Origin of the sequence: Novosphingopyxis sp., assembly GCF_965218915.1 — a bacterium.
Lineage (GTDB): Bacteria > Pseudomonadota > Alphaproteobacteria > Sphingomonadales > Sphingomonadaceae > Novosphingopyxis.
In genome coordinates this window covers 2,543,841-2,558,406 of record NZ_OZ244708.1, presented here as the reverse complement: position 1 = coordinate 2,558,406, position 14,566 = coordinate 2,543,841, and the positions used below count along the sequence as shown (strand labels likewise).

The 14,566-nt window shown below is 63.4% G+C and carries 14 protein-coding genes; 4 read left to right on the top strand and 10 right to left on the bottom strand.

Translation table 11 applies throughout. The annotated features are described in order from the left end of the window. Window positions 1-152 precede the first annotated feature (152 nt). The 7 genes from ACOQPC_RS12080 to ACOQPC_RS12050 all read right to left on the bottom strand — a co-directional run bounded on the left by ACOQPC_RS12080 (window position 153) and on the right by ACOQPC_RS12050 (window position 4,400). Window positions 153-977, bottom strand: coding sequence for a lysophospholipid acyltransferase family protein (locus ACOQPC_RS12080; protein ID WP_420605974.1), 825 nt, complete (start codon window positions 975-977; stop codon window positions 153-155). Then, window positions 946-1,371 carry a Fur family transcriptional regulator gene (locus ACOQPC_RS12075; protein WP_420605973.1) on the bottom strand — a complete coding sequence of 142 codons (426 nt, stop codon included), beginning with the start codon at window positions 1,369-1,371 and terminating at the stop codon, window positions 946-948. The genes ACOQPC_RS12080 and ACOQPC_RS12075 overlap by 32 nt, the downstream gene beginning before the upstream one ends. A gap of 166 nt (window positions 1,372-1,537) precedes the next feature. Further along, window positions 1,538-1,945 (bottom strand): MucR family transcriptional regulator, encoded by a 408-nt coding sequence (locus ACOQPC_RS12070; RefSeq protein ID WP_420605972.1) that lies wholly within the window; start codon window positions 1,943-1,945, stop codon window positions 1,538-1,540. A gap of 142 nt (window positions 1,946-2,087) precedes the next feature. Next, on the bottom strand, window positions 2,088-2,543 hold the full coding sequence (locus ACOQPC_RS12065; protein ID WP_420605971.1) for a GNAT family N-acetyltransferase: 456 nt from the start codon (window positions 2,541-2,543) through the stop codon (window positions 2,088-2,090). Then, window positions 2,540-3,160, bottom strand: coding sequence for a tRNA (adenosine(37)-N6)-threonylcarbamoyltransferase complex dimerization subunit type 1 TsaB (gene tsaB, locus ACOQPC_RS12060; protein WP_420605970.1), 621 nt, complete (start codon window positions 3,158-3,160; stop codon window positions 2,540-2,542). The genes ACOQPC_RS12065 and tsaB overlap by 4 nt, the downstream gene beginning before the upstream one ends. A gap of 18 nt (window positions 3,161-3,178) precedes the next feature. Beyond that, a complete protein-coding gene (locus ACOQPC_RS12055; RefSeq protein ID WP_420605969.1) occupies window positions 3,179-3,778 on the bottom strand; it encodes a malonic semialdehyde reductase in 600 nt (199 codons plus the stop codon). Window positions 3,779-3,821: 43 nt separating this feature from the next. Then, entirely contained in the window at window positions 3,822-4,400 is a 579-nt protein-coding gene (locus ACOQPC_RS12050; RefSeq protein ID WP_420605968.1) for a NifU family protein, read from the bottom strand. 90 nt (window positions 4,401-4,490) lie between these two features. Between ACOQPC_RS12050 and ACOQPC_RS12045 the strand changes: the two genes are divergently transcribed. Together ACOQPC_RS12045 and ACOQPC_RS12040 are read left to right on the top strand one after the other, a co-directional pair. After that, window positions 4,491-5,306 carry an SDR family NAD(P)-dependent oxidoreductase gene (locus ACOQPC_RS12045; RefSeq protein WP_420605967.1) on the top strand — a complete coding sequence of 272 codons (816 nt, stop codon included), beginning with the start codon at window positions 4,491-4,493 and terminating at the stop codon, window positions 5,304-5,306. 70 nt (window positions 5,307-5,376) lie between these two features. Then, on the top strand, window positions 5,377-8,223 hold the full coding sequence (locus ACOQPC_RS12040) for a M16 family metallopeptidase (RefSeq protein WP_420605966.1): 2,847 nt from the start codon (window positions 5,377-5,379) through the stop codon (window positions 8,221-8,223). A gap of 15 nt (window positions 8,224-8,238) precedes the next feature. Here ACOQPC_RS12040 and ACOQPC_RS12035 read toward each other — a convergent pair whose 3' ends face one another. The 3 genes from ACOQPC_RS12035 to ACOQPC_RS12025 form a co-directional block, all read right to left on the bottom strand. Continuing rightward, entirely contained in the window at window positions 8,239-9,279 is a 1,041-nt protein-coding gene (locus tag ACOQPC_RS12035; protein WP_420605965.1) for a phosphatase domain-containing protein, read from the bottom strand. A 160-nt stretch (window positions 9,280-9,439) separates the two neighbouring features. Beyond that, entirely contained in the window at window positions 9,440-11,056 is a 1,617-nt protein-coding gene (locus ACOQPC_RS12030) for a GNAT family N-acetyltransferase (protein ID WP_420605964.1), read from the bottom strand. A 113-nt stretch (window positions 11,057-11,169) separates the two neighbouring features. After that, window positions 11,170-12,393: an NADP-dependent isocitrate dehydrogenase gene (locus ACOQPC_RS12025; protein WP_420605963.1), complete on the bottom strand. Its 1,224-nt coding sequence runs from the start codon at window positions 12,391-12,393 to the stop codon at window positions 11,170-11,172. 184 nt (window positions 12,394-12,577) lie between these two features. Between ACOQPC_RS12025 and ACOQPC_RS12020 the strand changes: the two genes are divergently transcribed. Both ACOQPC_RS12020 and ACOQPC_RS12015 read left to right on the top strand, forming a co-directional pair. Next, window positions 12,578-13,312, top strand: coding sequence for a phosphatidylserine decarboxylase (locus tag ACOQPC_RS12020; RefSeq protein ID WP_420605962.1), 735 nt, complete (start codon window positions 12,578-12,580; stop codon window positions 13,310-13,312). A 28-nt stretch (window positions 13,313-13,340) separates the two neighbouring features. Continuing rightward, entirely contained in the window at window positions 13,341-14,114 is a 774-nt protein-coding gene (locus tag ACOQPC_RS12015) for a CDP-alcohol phosphatidyltransferase family protein (protein WP_420605961.1), read from the top strand. Window positions 14,115-14,566 lie beyond the last annotated feature (452 nt).

The window sequence follows — 14,566 nt, the reverse complement described above, 5'->3', positions numbered from 1 at the left end:
CGACCGGGTAGAATCGATAGGAGCTATTTCCTTTGCAGCCGTTCGCCGCTCCCGCGCAGGCGGGAGCCTATCCCGACTACGCTCATCACTGACGACAGATGGGATAGGCCCCTGCCTCCGCAGGGCCGACCTGGTTGGGATATCGGGGAGCGTCAATGCGCGGTGAACTCGCGCAGTGGCTTGCCGAGCGTTTCGACCAGCGCCGCCTCGATCCGCACACGGCTTTCCGCGGCGATTTTCTTGCGGCCGGGAAAGTCGTGCGGATCGAACGGATCGAGGAAGGTCACCGCCATCGGAAAACTGCCCTTGCGCGCGAGCAGCCGAATCGCGTTGTTCTTACCGGACTCCACACCGATCCAGCTGATCTCCTCGGCCACCGGGCCGTAATCGAGCATCACCGGCTGGACATAGACGCCGGGCGGAGGCGGTTCGAGCACCTTGAGCATCGGGGTCTTGAACGGTTTGAGCGAATGCCCGTCGGTGGTGGTACCCTCGGGAAACACCGTGATCGACCAGTTTTCGGCCATCGCCGCGCGCAGCAGGTTGATCTGCTCGGCCACGCCCAGTCGGTCCTCGCGGCTGACGAACACGGTGCGGTTGAGAGTGGAGAGCCAGCCGACCACCGGCGCGGCGCGGATCTCGGCCTTCGCGACGAACGCGCTGCCGCTGGTGCCGGCGATGGCGAGGATATCGATCCAGCTGATATGGTTGGAAATGTAGAACACGTCGCGTCGCAGCGGTACGCCGCGCCTGTGCACGCGCGCCCCGCATATGCGTGCGGTGAGCCCGAGAAACAGCCGCGGCCAGGGCGAGGGTAGCCGAAACAGGCGCCAGAGATAATGCAGCGGCACCGCGATCAGCGCGGCGACCAGCATCATCAGGACGCGGGCGGTCAGTCGCAGCCAGCCCAGAGCGGAAATATCGGGCGGATCGCCCGCGGCCGGATCAACCTTTTTTGCTGTCGAGCGCGACGGCATAAAGCTCCATGCGGTGGTCGACGAGGCGATAGCCCAGCTTTTCGGCGATTTCCTTTTGCAGCGCTTCCAATTCGGGGTCGACGAATTCGACTACCTTGCCGGTCTCGACATCGATCAGATGGTCGTGATGCGCCTCGGGCGAAGCCTCGTAGCGCGCGCGCCCGTCGCCGAAATCATGGCGATCGAGAATGCCCGCATCCTCGAACAGGCGCACGGTGCGATAAACGGTGGCGATGGAGATTTTGGGATCGACTTCGGAGGCACGTCTGTAGAGCTCTTCGACATCGGGATGGTCATCCGCGTCCGAAATGACGCGGGCGATGATGCGGCGTTGATCGGTAATGCGGAGGCCGCGTTCGGCGCACAAGGCTTCCAGATCGATCTTGCTATGCATGGATGGAGTGGACGCCTTGCCAAAAATGTCGGGGCCAAAAAATGTCGGGGCCAAAAAAATGCCGGGGCCAAAAAAATGCCGGGATCAGCATCAATCTAATCCCGGCACCTATGCTGTCAATGGCCGCGGATGGCACCCCCAAAGCGCCGGTGCCGCAGCCATGCGGTCAAGCGGCGGCTTTCTTGCGGCCACCCTTTTTGCGGCCAAGGCCGATGTCCTTGGCCAGCTGGCGGCGTTGTTCGGCATAGGCCGGCGCCACCATCGGATAGTCGGCCGGCAGACCCCATTTGGCGCGGTAATCTTCCGGAGTCATGTCGTAATGGGTGTTGAGATGACGCTTGAGCATCTTCAACTTCTTGCCGTCTTCGAGGCAGACGATATAGTCGCGCTTGATCGAAGACTTGATCGGCACGGCGGGCTCGGGCGGCGTTTCATCCTGCGCATAACCGCTGAGGCCGGAAAGCGCCTCATGCACATTGGAGATGATGAGCGGCAAATCAGAAACGGCAACGCTGTTGTTGCTCACATGCGCGGCGACAATGTCCGCGGTAAGGGTAATTAGCGTCTCGTTCATACCTTGATCGTCTTGTTCCAATTGTATTTTCCTTCTTTTCGGACATAATTAAAACTTGCAGGGGGGTTATTGTTCTTAGGTTGCCGTCGCTTTGGTGTCAATGAGGTTTCAGCACTAAACCGTTAATATTGGCGAACCTTTTTTAGAGAAGCATTGCAAAGGTTATCGCATCATAACATAGGCCGTCAGGCCCGTTATAGTAGTTGGCGCGGCGACCGACGCGTTCGAAGCCAAAACGGAGGTAAAGTTGCTCAGCCGAATTGCCGTCGCGCATCTCCAGGAAGAGCTTGGTCTGGTCTCCCGATCGCGCATCCGCCGTCAATCGATCGATAAGCTGCGTGGCGACCCCGCTGCGGCGATACGTCGGGGCAACGGCGATCAATAGAAGCTCGCATTCATCGCTCGCCGAGCGTGCAATCGCAAAACCGACAAGAATCTCATGCTTTCGCGCCATGTAGATCGACACATTGGGTAGACTTATTATCGAGGTCAGCTGGCGCGAATTCCATGCCTCACCATAGCGCTCCGGGAAACTTTGGCCGATCAACGCGACGATATCCTCGAGCGCTTCGGAAGAACCACGTTCGACCGTGATCATCGGCGCATCTCGGGCAGCCTCGCATCCGGCTCGCGCACGTAAAGCGGCGCCGGCGGCAGCGGAGCCATCTCGGCGATCAGCGGCCAGCGCGCCGCATCGGGCGTCAGCGCGATGGCCTCGCCGCCCCTGCGGCGCGCCACGAAATCCTCCGCGGCGTCGCCCGCGATAAATTTTGAGGTGGCGCCCCGCGCGGCATCATCGAACGGCATCGAGACCAGCGGACCCAGCGGTCGCAGCGGCCGGGCGAAGGGCTGAAGGAAATATTCGCCATGGCCGCCGATCGCGACCACCGTCAATTCGTCGATTCTGTCGTGATCCGCGAACGCCATCGCCGCCATCAATGGCGCGGCGCTGAAGCCTTGGCATTGTGCGCCGAGGGCAAAGCCGAGCGCGCGGGCGACCGAAACGCCGATCCGAACACCGGTAAAGCTGCCCGGGCCGATATCGGTCATGATCCGATCGATGCCGTCCAACGGGCCGAGTTCGCCGATCATCGGCACGAGCCGCTCGGCATGGCCGCGCCCGATCAGTTCGCACCGCGCCGCGATACATTCGCCGTCCTTGAACAGGGCGGCGGAGCAGGCAGCGGTGGCGCTGTCGATGACGAGTGTGCGCAAGGCGCGGGTCCTGCAGTGTCAGAGGACGGTGTTGAAGCGTCCGAATTCGGGCCGCGGGCTCCGGTCGAAGATGGTCGAGCGATCGCCATAGCCCAGCGTCGAGATGAAGTTCGCCTTCACATGCGGGCGGTCGCCGAAAAATTCCCGGTTCACGCCGGCGGGATCGAAGCCGGACATCGTCCCGGTGTCGAGCCCCAGCGCGCGCGCGGCGATGATGAAATAAGCGCCCTGCAGGCTGGAATTGCGGAACGCATGCTCCTTGCGTTTCTCCGGATCGCCTTCGAACCAGCTCTTGGCATCCGCGTGCGGAAACAGCTCGGGCAGATATTCGTGAAAATTCTCGTCCATACCGATCACGACGGCGACCGGCGCCTTGCGGACCTTGTCGGCATTGCCTTGGTCGGAGACCTTGGCGAGCCGTTCTTTGGCTTCATCACTGACGCACCAGACCAACCGCGCGGGCAGCTGGTTGGCCGAGGTCGGCCCCATTTTCATGAGGTCCCAGATCGCGTGCAACTGACCCTCGCCGACCGGCTTGTCGAGATAACCGTTATAGGTGCGCGCCTCGCGGAAAATCTGGTCGAGGGCGGCATCGTCGAGCGGTTCGCGGATTGGCATGGTCTGTCCTGTTTCGTTTCGGGGAGTTGCGTGGAAAGCTCGCTCAGGCCGCGCGCACTTCGGTAACCTCTGGCACATAATGTTTGAGCAACTGCTCGATACCCTGCTTCAGCGTCGCGGCCGAAGAGGGGCAGCCCGCGCAGGCGCCCTGCATGCGCAAATAGACCACGCCGCGCTGGAAGCCGCGATAGACGATGTCGCCGCCATCGCTTGCCACCGCCGGGCGTACGCGCGTTTCGATCAGTTCCTTGATCTGGTCGACGATCTCCCCATCGGCCGGATCGTCGAGCGGCAGTTCGTCGCTTTCGGGCGGCACCGCGATGCCGTTGCCAGCGCTCGGCCGGAACAGGGGCATATCCGCCGTATAATGGTCGAGCAGCACGGCGAGTATTTCGGGTTTCAGCCCTACCCAATCGGTGCCGGGGGCGGCGGTAACCGAAATAAAGTCTCCGCCGAAGAACACGCCGGTCACGTCGCCCACGGAAAACAGCGCCTCGGCGAGCGGCGAGGCCTCGGCTTCCTCCGGATCGGCGAAGTCGCGCGTGCCGCTGTCCATGACGGTGCGGCCGGGCAGGAATTTCAGCGTCGCTGGGTTGGGCGTGGTTTCGGTTTCGATCAGCATAGCTTGCATTTGGTCCCGATCGGCCGATGCTTCAACCCATGTGGCGACGCTTATCATCGTCAAGGCAAAGCAAACCAAAGGATGTGACAGATGTTCGAGGGCAAGACAGTTTGGATCACCGGGGCGTCTTCGGGAATTGGCGCGGCGCTCGCCAAGGCCTTTGCGGATGCGGGCGCGAAGCTCGTGCTGTCGGGACGACGCGAGGATGCGCTGGCCGAGGTGGCCGGGACCGTCGGCGCCGCCCGTTGCCTCGTGCTGCCGTTCGAGACGACCGATTACGATGCGTTGAGCGACAAGGTGGAGGCCGCCCTCGATCTCACAGGCGCGGTCGACGTGCTGGTGAATAACGCCGGCATTTCGCAGCGATCGCTGGCCGTGGATACCGATTTCGATGTCTACCGCCGGATCGTCGAGGTGGACCTGCTCGCCCCGATCGCGCTTACGCAAAGGCTGTTGCCGCATCTGATCGAACGCGAACAAAGCTGGGTTGTCAACATCTCCAGCGTCGCGGGCAAGATCGGCGTGCCGATGCGGACCGCCTATTGCGCGGCCAAGCATGGGTTGATCGGCTATGGCGACGCATTGCGCGCCGAATGCGCGATGCACGGACTCAGTCTGCTCACCGTCGCGCCCGGATCGGTACGCACCAATGTTTCACGCAATGCGCTAAGCGGCAACGGATCGCGGCGTGGGGTCAGCGACAAGGCGATCGACGAGGGGCTGGAGCCGGACGCGGTCGCCGCGCGTATCGTCGAGGCGCTGGAGAAGGGCGAGCGCGAAATCGTGATCGCCGACGGAAGGGAGGCGGAACTGCCGAGCCTGCGCGCGACCAGCCCGGACCGGGTGTTCGATCTGATGGCGCGGCTGGTCAGCGAAGGTTATGCCCAGCGCATGGAAGCAAGCTGAGCGCTGGTTTTCAGCGGCATTCCGCCGCGTTCACTGGTCAGCAAGGCGCGCCGTGGCTAAAGACGCAGCCATGATATCCCAACTGCGCAATGCCGCGCTCGCCATCCTCCTGTCCACCGCGTTGACGCCGGTCGCGCTGCCCGCGCAGACCGTGCCGGCGCCCGCCGCCGAAACGCGGCCCTGGCTCTACGAACATAGCGAAATCCCGGTCGATGCCAGCTGGACGTTCGGCGAGCTCGCCAACGGGCTGCGCTATGCGGTCAAGCATAACGGCGTGCCGCCGGATCAGGTTTCGATCCGCATCCGCGTCGACGCCGGATCGCTGCACGAGCATGACGATGAACTGGGCTACGCGCACCTTATCGAGCATCTGAGCTTTCGCGGATCGACCCATGTGCCGGAGGGCGAGTCCAAGCGCATCTGGCAGCGCTTGGGCGTGTTCTTCGGGTCGGACAGCAACGCCACCACGACCCCGACGCAGACGGTCTATCAACTCGATCTGCCCAATGCGACGCCGGCCGTGCTGGGCGAAAGCATGACGATCCTGTCCGGCATGATCCGCGATCCGAGCATCAAGGACCAGTCGGTCGGGGCAGAACGGCAGATCGTGCAGGCGGAGCTGCGCGAGAATGACGGCGCCTCGAGGAAACTGAGCGACGCCACCCGCAAACTCTATTTCCAAGGTCAGCGCCTGGCCGACCGCTCGCCGATCGGCACGGTCGCCTCCCTGCAAAAGGCCGCGCCGGCCAAGCTGCAGGCGTTTCACGATCGCTGGTATCGACCCGAAAACACCGTCGTGGTGATCGCAGGCGATGGCGACCCGGCCCTCTACGAGCAACTAATCAGAGAAAAGTTCGCCGATTGGAAAGCCCGAGGCAAGCATGTCGATGCGCCCGATTTCGGGGATCCCACCCCGGACGGACGCACCGCCGATGTCGTGATCGACCCCACCTTGCCCGCCACCGTCAGCATCGTCACGGCGCGGCCGTGGCGGTTCAAGGAAGACACGATCGCCTATAATCAGGGGCTGATGACCGATCTCATCGCGCGGCTGATCGTCAACCGGCGGCTCGAGGCCAAGGCGCGCGCCGGCGGCAGCTTCCTGCAGGCATCCGTGGGCGAGGACGATATCAGCCGTTCGGCCAATATCACATCGGTGCAGGTCGTCCCGCTGGGCGGCGACTGGAACAAGGCGCTCGGCGATGTGCGCTCGGTGATCGCGGACGCCAGGACTACGCCCCCCTCGCAGCAGGATATCGACCGCGAGCTCGAGTTCATCGGAACGCAGTTTCGCTCTTCGCTGGAGAAATATCCGTTCGAGAGCGCGGCGGATCAGGCCGATAATATCGTGAACGCGGTCGATATCCGCGAAAGCATCGCCGCACCGCAGACCGCGCTCGACATTTTCGACGGCATGAAAGACGCGATCACTCCGGCCGGCATTCTCGCCTCGACCAAGGAGCAGTTTCAGGGCGTCAACACGCGCATCCTCATGTCCTCGCCTACGCCGATCGAGGGCGGCGAAACCGCCTTGGCCGCGGCGCTTGCCAGCCCGGTGACCGCCGATGCGGATGCGCGGATCGCGCAGGGTTCGCTCGGCTTCGATGCGCTTCCCGAGCTCGGGACGCCCGGCGCCGTCATGTCGACCAATCCGCTGCCGCAGCTCGGCATGGAGCAACTGACGTTCGTCAATGGCGTCACCGCATTGCTGCGTCAGACTCCGGCGGAGAGCGATACCGTCCGTGTGCTGGTGCGCTTCGGCAAGGGCTATCAGGCCTTTTCGCCGGACGGGGACGCACCGGTCTGGTCGGGCCCGGCGGCGCTGATCGATTCGGGCGTCGGCGATCTCGACCGCGAAGCGCTCGACAAACTCGCCAACGGCCGCCGCATCGGCATCGCTTTCGATATCGACGACGACGCGTTCGAGCTGTCGGCGGAAACCCGGCCCGAGGACATGGCCGGACAGCTGCAGCTGCTCGCCGCCAAGCTCGCCGATCCGCGCTGGGCCGCGGCGCCGGTGGAGCGCGCCAAGGCGGCGGTCGCCTTGGGCTATCCCAGCTACGAGACCTCTGCGTCCGCGGTGTTGCAGCGCGACCTCACCTATCTGCTGAGCGGCAAGGATCATCGCTATCTCGTCCCGGACGGCAAGGCCGCTGCGGCGCTGACGCCGGAAGAGTTCGAGCAGACCTGGGCGCCGCAGCTCGCCTCCGGGCCGATCGAGGTGCTTCTGTTCGGCGACTTCCAGCGGCCAGAAGCCGTCGCCGCGCTCGAGGCCAGCTTCGGCGCGCTGGCGCCGCGCACCCCTGAAGCACCAGCACCCGACGGGCTGGTCCACCGCTTCGCCAACACTGGCGAGACCGTGACCGAGACCCATCAGGGCCCGGCCAACCAAGCCGCGGTCGCGATCGCTTGGGAGACTGGCGGCGGCGAGACGCGCGCGACGGAAAGTCGCCAACTGGACATTCTGGCCGAGATTTTCCAGGATCGACTGTTCGAACGCTTTCGCGCCGAGCAGGCCAAGACTTATAGTCCGTTCGTATCTAGCAACTGGCCGACCGGCTTCGACAGCGGCGGGTATCTGGTCGCGGCGAGCCAAGTCGAACCGGAAAATGTCGATTTGTTCCTCAAGCTCTCGCGCGAAATCGCGGCGGATTTGGCGGCAAACCCGGTAGCGGCGGACGAATTGCAGCGCGCGGTCGAGCCGGTTCGCCAGCTGATCATCCGGGCCAGCTCCGGCAACACCTTCTGGATGGAGCAGCTGGAAGGCGCCACGCGGGATCCGCAGAAAATCCTCAGGTTGCGCACGCTGCTGAGCGACTACAGCAACGTCACGCCGGCGCAAGTTCAGGCGCTCGCCGCGCAATATCTGAAGCCCGGCGGGGGTTTCGTGCTCAAGGTGCTGCCGGCCAATGGTTGAGCGGCATTGCCAATATTAGGCGTCTTGGTTCGCTTCCACGACGCGTGCCGCGTCGCCGGCCTCGTCGAGGCCCAGCCTCGCCAGCATGTGCTGGCCTGCGTCGAAAGCGGAGCCGACCCAGATGGCAACGCCGCTTGCGCGAATGCGGTCGATTGCCGCCTTCTTGCGCACCCCGAGCGCCTCATGGGAAGTCGTGCGGATCAGCACCGCCTCGACCCGGCCGGGATAGGCGGTCACCGCATCGGCATAGGCCTCGGGATCGCCCTGCGTGTCATCGCCGATCAGGATGAAGCGCAGATCCGGATAAAAGCCCAGGATGCGCGCGATCGAGGCGCGCTTGTGCGCACCGTGGCTGGATCGCCCGAGCGTGCGCAGGCTGAAGCTCCAGTCGCGCAACAGCATTGGGCCCTCGGGCAGGCTTTGAAGGCGCATGAAGCGCATCAGGAAGCCGTAGAGATTCCACGGGCTCGAAGAAACGTAGAAGAAGGCGCGGCGGGCGCCGCGTTGCGGCTGGGTATTGCCGAGCTGCGCGTAGAAATCGCTCGCGCCGTCCACCCCCAGCCGGTCCTCGGGCATTTGCAGGATCAGCCGCCGCCAGTTGCGGGTGAAGCGGTGCGCGCCGGTCTCGATGATCGTGTCGTCGATGTCCGATATGATCGCAACCCGGTGGTCCGTGCCGGGCGCCAGAATCGCCGCATCGACCGGCTCGGTGCCGGCAATATCGGGCAGTTCGAGCCGACAATGCTCCCAGTCCGTATGCAGCGGCATGGCGCGCGGCGAAGGCAGTTGCAGTTCGAAGCGCGCAAATCCCTCGTCGTCGCTGACGCTTTCTGTAACCAGATCGCCGTAAGTAAGGCGCACGCGCACGCCGGTCACCTCATGGCTGGCGTAGAGGCGCAGCAGATAGAGCAGCTTGGCGGCGCGTGTGGGATCGGTGCCGGGTTCCGGCACCCGTTTCAATATGCGCACGGTCAGTTCCATCGCGCTTTCGTTGCGAAAACCGCTATAAGCGGCGATGGCCACGGGACGTTTGCGGGCGAGGATGCTGAGCGGCATCGCCGCGCTCTAGAATGAACGGCCGTTCTTCGCCAGCCCTGGCCGCTCAGCCTTGGGCGGATAGGATAGCGTTCGAGCGCGGGCAGCCCGTCCGGTTGATGGCGCTATCGCGCTACCCAACCTTACCCCATTCGGGTCTAGCGATCGAGCTTTCGCAGCTTCAGCCGCCGCCGGGCGTGGCCGGGCCGATCGGTTCGCGGCGGGGCCGGGCGCGGCGTTCCTTGCCCACGCTCTTGTCCCATTCGATATGGTAGAGATCGAACCGGCGATCGGTCAGGTTGCGCACCGTGCCCTCGCTGCGCGCCCAGGCCAGATCGGCCAGGTTGACGTCGCTGATCGTCAGCGTCTCGACATTCTCGGTCGCCTCGGCGGCGATACCGTCGCGCGCGAACGGGAAGTCGCAGGGGGTCAAGATGCAGCTTTGCGCGTACTGTATGTCCATATTGTGGACGTTGGGCAGATTGCCGACGTTTCCGCTCATCACGACATAGCATTGGTTCTCGATCGCGCGGGCCTGACAGCAATAGCGCACCCGCAGGTAACCCTGGCGGCTGTCGGTGCAGAAGGGGGTGAAGATGATCCGCGCGCCCTCGTCGACCAGACGGCGGGCCAGTTCGGGGAATTCGCTGTCGTAACAGATGAGCACGCCGATCGGGCCGCAGTCGGTCTGGATCACGTCGATGCTGTCGCCGCCCTTGATGTTCCACCAGTAGCGTTCGTTCGGCGTCGGGTGGATCTTCTCCTGCTCGTGGATCGCGCCGTCGCGCAGGAACACATAGGCCACATTCTGGATATCGCCATCTTCAGTACGCGTGGGATGAGAGCCGCCTATGATGTTGATGTTGTAGCTCATCGCCATGCGCGCGAATTCCTCGCGGATGCGCGGCGTCCATTTCGACAGCACCTCGATCGCTTCCTGTGGCGAGGTTTCCTTTTTCTCCGAAGAGAGCAGCATCAGCGTGAACAGCTCAGGGAAAACCACGAAATCGCTTTCGTAGTCGGCCGCGACATCCACGAAATACTCGATATTCCCGATGAAATCCTCGAAGCCCGATACAGCGCGCGCCTGCAACTGAACGGTCGCAAGGCGCACCTGCTCGACGTCGCGGGGAACGCGGAATTTCTTCGGGCTATCATGGTCCACATAAGGGTTCTTCCACATCATGTGGGCGGCATTGGCCTTGGAGGCCTTGTCCTCGGGCAGATAGTTTTTGAGCACGCCGATCGGCTCGAACCCGTTGGCGATCTGGAAGCTGATCACCTGATCGCGGATTTTCTTGGTCTGCACCTGATCGAGATAGTCTTCCGGGCTCTCGACTTTCTTGGCGCGCAGCGCGCGGGCAAGCCCCGGCATCCGCGCACCGAACACGATGCCCCGCAGTTCCAGCCGCTCGGCCAGCGTGCGTCGCTCCTCGTAAAGGCGCTTGCCGATGCGGGTGCCGCGCGTCTTGGGATCGACGCACATCTCGTAACCGTAGAGCCAGTCGCCCGCCGGATCGTGGCGCGAACCGAAGCCGTTGCCGGTAATCTCTTCCCAGTCATGCGGCTTCAGCGCGATCGACCCGGAAATGCGCGAGGAGGCGCAATAGCCGACCAGCTCCTCGTCGAGGATGGCGACGAACTGCCCCTCGCGGAAATTGTTGAGCTGCCCGCGCAGCTCGCCATGCGTGTAAGGCGGCATATCCTTGTAAACGCGGCGGATCAGGTGTGCGATCGCGGGAATATCGGCAATTTTGGCCTGTCGGACTTCGAGCCGGGCCTTGGCGGTGCTGGACATGGGTCGACTTTCTCTACCTGAGCTCCTGCGAAAGCAGGAGCCTAGGGTGGCTTGGCGCTATGGGGCCCTGGGCTCCTGCTTTCGCAGAAGCGCATGCAATTGGCAGTAAGACCTTACTGCCACGCACCCATCGCCGTCTCCAGATTTTCGCGCACCGCCTCGAAGAACTGTTCGGATGTCATCCAGCTCTGGTCGGGGCCGATCAGGATCGCGAGGTCCTTGGTCATCTTGCCCTGTTCAACGGTTTCGACGCACACGCGCTCGAGCGTCTCGGCGAAACGCGAGACATCGGGCGTGTCGTCGAACTTGCCGCGATATTTGATGCCGCCGGTCCAGGCGAAGATCGAGGCGATCGGGTTGGTCGAGGTGGCCTTGCCCTGCTCGTGCATGCGGAAGTGGCGGGTGACGGTGCCGTGCGCGGCCTCCGATTCCACGGTCCTGCCGTCGGGTGTCATGAGAATGGACGTCATCAGGCCGAGCGAACCGAATCCTTGCGCCACGGTGTCCGACTGAACGTCACCATCGTAATTCTTGCAGGCCCAGACGAACTTGCCCGACCATTTGAGCGCGCTCGCCACCATGTCGTCGATCAGGCGATGCTCGTAGGTGATGCCGGCGGCGGCGAATTTTTCCTTGAAGCCTTCCTCCTCGAACACCTGCTGAAACAGGTCCTTGAAGCGGCCATCATATTTTTTCATGATGGTGTTCTTGGTGGACAGATACACCGGCCAGGCGCGCTGCAGGCCGTAGTTGAAGCTGGCGCGCGCGAAATCGCGGATCGAATCGTCGAGATTGTACATCGCCATGGCGACGCCGGCGGAGGGGAACCGAAACACCTCCTCGTCCTGCACGCTGCCGTCATCGCCTTCGTAGACGAGGCGCAGCTTGCCGGGGCCGGGGATCAGCATGTCGGTGGCACGATATTGGTCGCCAAAGGCGTGGCGGCCGATCACGATCGGATCGGTCCAGCCGGGCACCAGCCGCGGCACATTGTCGATCACGATCGGCTCGCGAAACACCACGCCGCCCAGGATGTTGCGGATGGTGCCGTTGGGGCTCTTCCACATCTTCTTGAGGTCGAACTCCTCGACGCGGGCTTCGTCCGGCGTGATCGTGGCGCATTTCACGCCGACGCCATATTCCTTGATCGCATTGGCCGAATCGACCGTGATCCGGTCGTCGGTCTCGTCGCGCTTCTGGATCGACAGATCGTAATATTTCAGGTCGACATCGAGATAGGGCAGGATCAGCTTCTCGCGAATCCATTCCCAGATGATCCGCGTCATCTCGTCGCCGTCGAGTTCGACGACGGGGTTTTTGACTTTGATTTTCGCCATGTGCTGATGTCTTCCGCTGATTTGGGCGCGCAGCGCCAACGTGCCGCGCGATGTGGGTTGCTGCGGGCTCTATGCAAGCGCCTTGCAAGTTTCAACCATTTGGGCCGGCGCATGATCCTCTCCGCCGTGATTAGGTACGACAGTCTGGTTGTAAGCCCGGCGGGCGGCGCGTAGAACCGGTGCGATGAACGAACACAGATTGAGCAACCGGGGCGATGGCGAGGCCAAATGGTCCTTTCCCCCGATCCACCCGGAGGGCCGCAAGTTCGGCGTAATCGCGGCGGTGATCACGGCGCTCGCCTTTTTGATTCTCCCTGACATCTTCGGTTGGCTGCTGGCCGGCGTGACGATCTGGGTGATCGCTTTCTTCCGCGATCCGGTGCGGGTGACGCCGCAGGGCGACCGGCTGGTGATCAGCCCGGCCGACGGGCTGGTGACGCTGATCGCCGACGTGCCGCCGCCGCCCGAGATGCGCGGAGCCGATGGGCTGGGCGATGCGCCGATGATCCGCGTGTCGATCTTCATGAGCGTGTTCGACGTGCATGTGAACCGCGCGCCGATCGGCGGGACGGTCAAGCGCGTCGCCTATATCGCGGGCAAGTTTCTCAACGCCGATCTCGACAAGGCGAGCGAGGAGAACGAGCGCCAGCATGTGCTGATCGAGCGCGGCGACGGCGTGCGCATCGGCATGACGCAGATCGCCGGGCTCGTGGCGCGGCGGATCGTGACCTATATCAAGGATGGCGACATGCTCGCGGGCGGGCAGCGCATCGGCCTGATTCGCTTTGGCAGCCGGGTCGATGTCTATCTGCCCGCCGGCACCACACCGCGAATCGTCAAGGGCCAGCGCGCCATCGCCGGTGAGACGGTGATCGCCGAGCTCGGCCAAGCCCCGCTGATCGAGGGCATCGCCCAGTGATGCGGCGCAACGGGGGGCTTGGTTGAGCATGGCCAAGGGCACCGCCTTCACCAACGCCATCCCGTTGCGCGCGCTGATTCCCAATGCGGTGACGGCTTTGGCGCTATGCACCGGATTGTCGGGCGTGTGGTTCGCGATATCGGAGCGCTGGGACATGGCGGTCGGCGCGATCATCGTCGCCGGTATCCTCGACGGCATGGACGGGCGCATCGCGCGCCTGTTGAAAGGGCAGAGCCGGTTCGGCGCCGAACTCGATTCGCTGTCGGACAATATCGCCTTCGGGGTTTCGCCCGCGCTGATATCCTATCTCTGGGCGCTGCAGTTCATGCCGAAATTCGGCTGGACCATCGCCTTGTTTTACGCGCTGTGCTGTGCGCTCAGGTTGGCGCGGTTCAATGCACGGATCGATATGGAAGCGCATCCGCGCAAGGAAATGGGGTTTCTCACCGGCGTTCCGGCCCCGGCGGGCGCGGGGCTGGCGCTGCTGCCGATCTTCGTGTGGTTGGCGTTCGGGATCGAGGAAGCGCGCAGCTGGATCGTGATGGGGCCGTGGCTGCTCGCTACTGCGGGTCTGATGGTATCCAGCCTGCCGACCTATAGCTGGGGGTCGCTGCGGCTGCGCAGGAACATCCGGTTCGAGGCGATCGCCCTGTTCGGCCTGGTCATGGCGGCTTTGATCGGCGCGCCGTTCGTGACCTTGGTGCTGATATGCGCCATCTATTTGGCGCTCATGCCGTTCGCCTGGCTCAGCTATCGCAAGGCTATGCGGCGGCGCGGAGCGAGGAGCGGCGAAGCGGTGTAACCGATACCGGGCGGCGAGTGTCGTTGCAGCGGCGCGCTGTCACCGGCAACGCCGTCACATGCGTCCCCTCGCCCAACAGAGCGGCGATCTGGCCGGCATGCGTGCGTAGCGTTTGCGCGATCGTCCAGAAAGCGAGGGAGATTGCCGTAAAAAACAGCAGGGCGGCGATTGTCGAGACCATTTTTCCAAATCCTTCTATGTCTGCTGCGTGACAGACCTGTGGATAATCTGTGGACGGAGCGTTGGTTCCATATATTGCTTCGGATCAGCCGCCGAAATGAACGCTTGACCGGCGATTTGGACAATGTTCCGGAAACGTTCCGCTCTGTCAAGCTTGAAGTTCGCTGTTCGTTCCTTATTTTGAACTTGCCAAAGCGGCGCGGCCCCGATAACCGCCCGCTCCATTCCACATGGGACGCACCATATCCGGTGCCGGCCCCGCCTTTCAGGCG

Excerpts from the sequence above, each read along its gene's own strand:
- ACOQPC_RS12080 (WP_420605974.1), bottom strand. The coding sequence starts at position 977 with ATGCCGTCGCGCTCGACAGCAAAAAAGGTTGATCCGGCCGCGGGCGAT.
- ACOQPC_RS12075 (WP_420605973.1), bottom strand. The coding sequence starts at position 1,371 with ATGCATAGCAAGATCGATCTGGAAGCCTTGTGCGCCGAACGCGGCCTC.
- ACOQPC_RS12070 (WP_420605972.1), bottom strand. The coding sequence starts at position 1,945 with ATGAACGAGACGCTAATTACCCTTACCGCGGACATTGTCGCCGCGCAT.
- ACOQPC_RS12065 (WP_420605971.1), bottom strand. The coding sequence starts at position 2,543 with ATGATCACGGTCGAACGTGGTTCTTCCGAAGCGCTCGAGGATATCGTC.
- ACOQPC_RS12055 (WP_420605969.1), bottom strand. The coding sequence starts at position 3,778 with ATGCCAATCCGCGAACCGCTCGACGATGCCGCCCTCGACCAGATTTTC.
- ACOQPC_RS12050 (WP_420605968.1), bottom strand. The coding sequence starts at position 4,400 with ATGCTGATCGAAACCGAAACCACGCCCAACCCAGCGACGCTGAAATTC.
- ACOQPC_RS12045 (WP_420605967.1), top strand. The coding sequence starts at position 4,491 with ATGTTCGAGGGCAAGACAGTTTGGATCACCGGGGCGTCTTCGGGAATT.
- ACOQPC_RS12040 (WP_420605966.1), top strand. The coding sequence starts at position 5,377 with ATGATATCCCAACTGCGCAATGCCGCGCTCGCCATCCTCCTGTCCACC.
- ACOQPC_RS12035 (WP_420605965.1), bottom strand. The coding sequence starts at position 9,279 with ATGCCGCTCAGCATCCTCGCCCGCAAACGTCCCGTGGCCATCGCCGCT.
- ACOQPC_RS12030 (WP_420605964.1), bottom strand. The coding sequence starts at position 11,056 with ATGTCCAGCACCGCCAAGGCCCGGCTCGAAGTCCGACAGGCCAAAATT.
- ACOQPC_RS12025 (WP_420605963.1), bottom strand. The coding sequence starts at position 12,393 with ATGGCGAAAATCAAAGTCAAAAACCCCGTCGTCGAACTCGACGGCGAC.
- ACOQPC_RS12020 (WP_420605962.1), top strand. The coding sequence starts at position 12,578 with ATGAACGAACACAGATTGAGCAACCGGGGCGATGGCGAGGCCAAATGG.
- ACOQPC_RS12015 (WP_420605961.1), top strand. The coding sequence starts at position 13,341 with ATGGCCAAGGGCACCGCCTTCACCAACGCCATCCCGTTGCGCGCGCTG.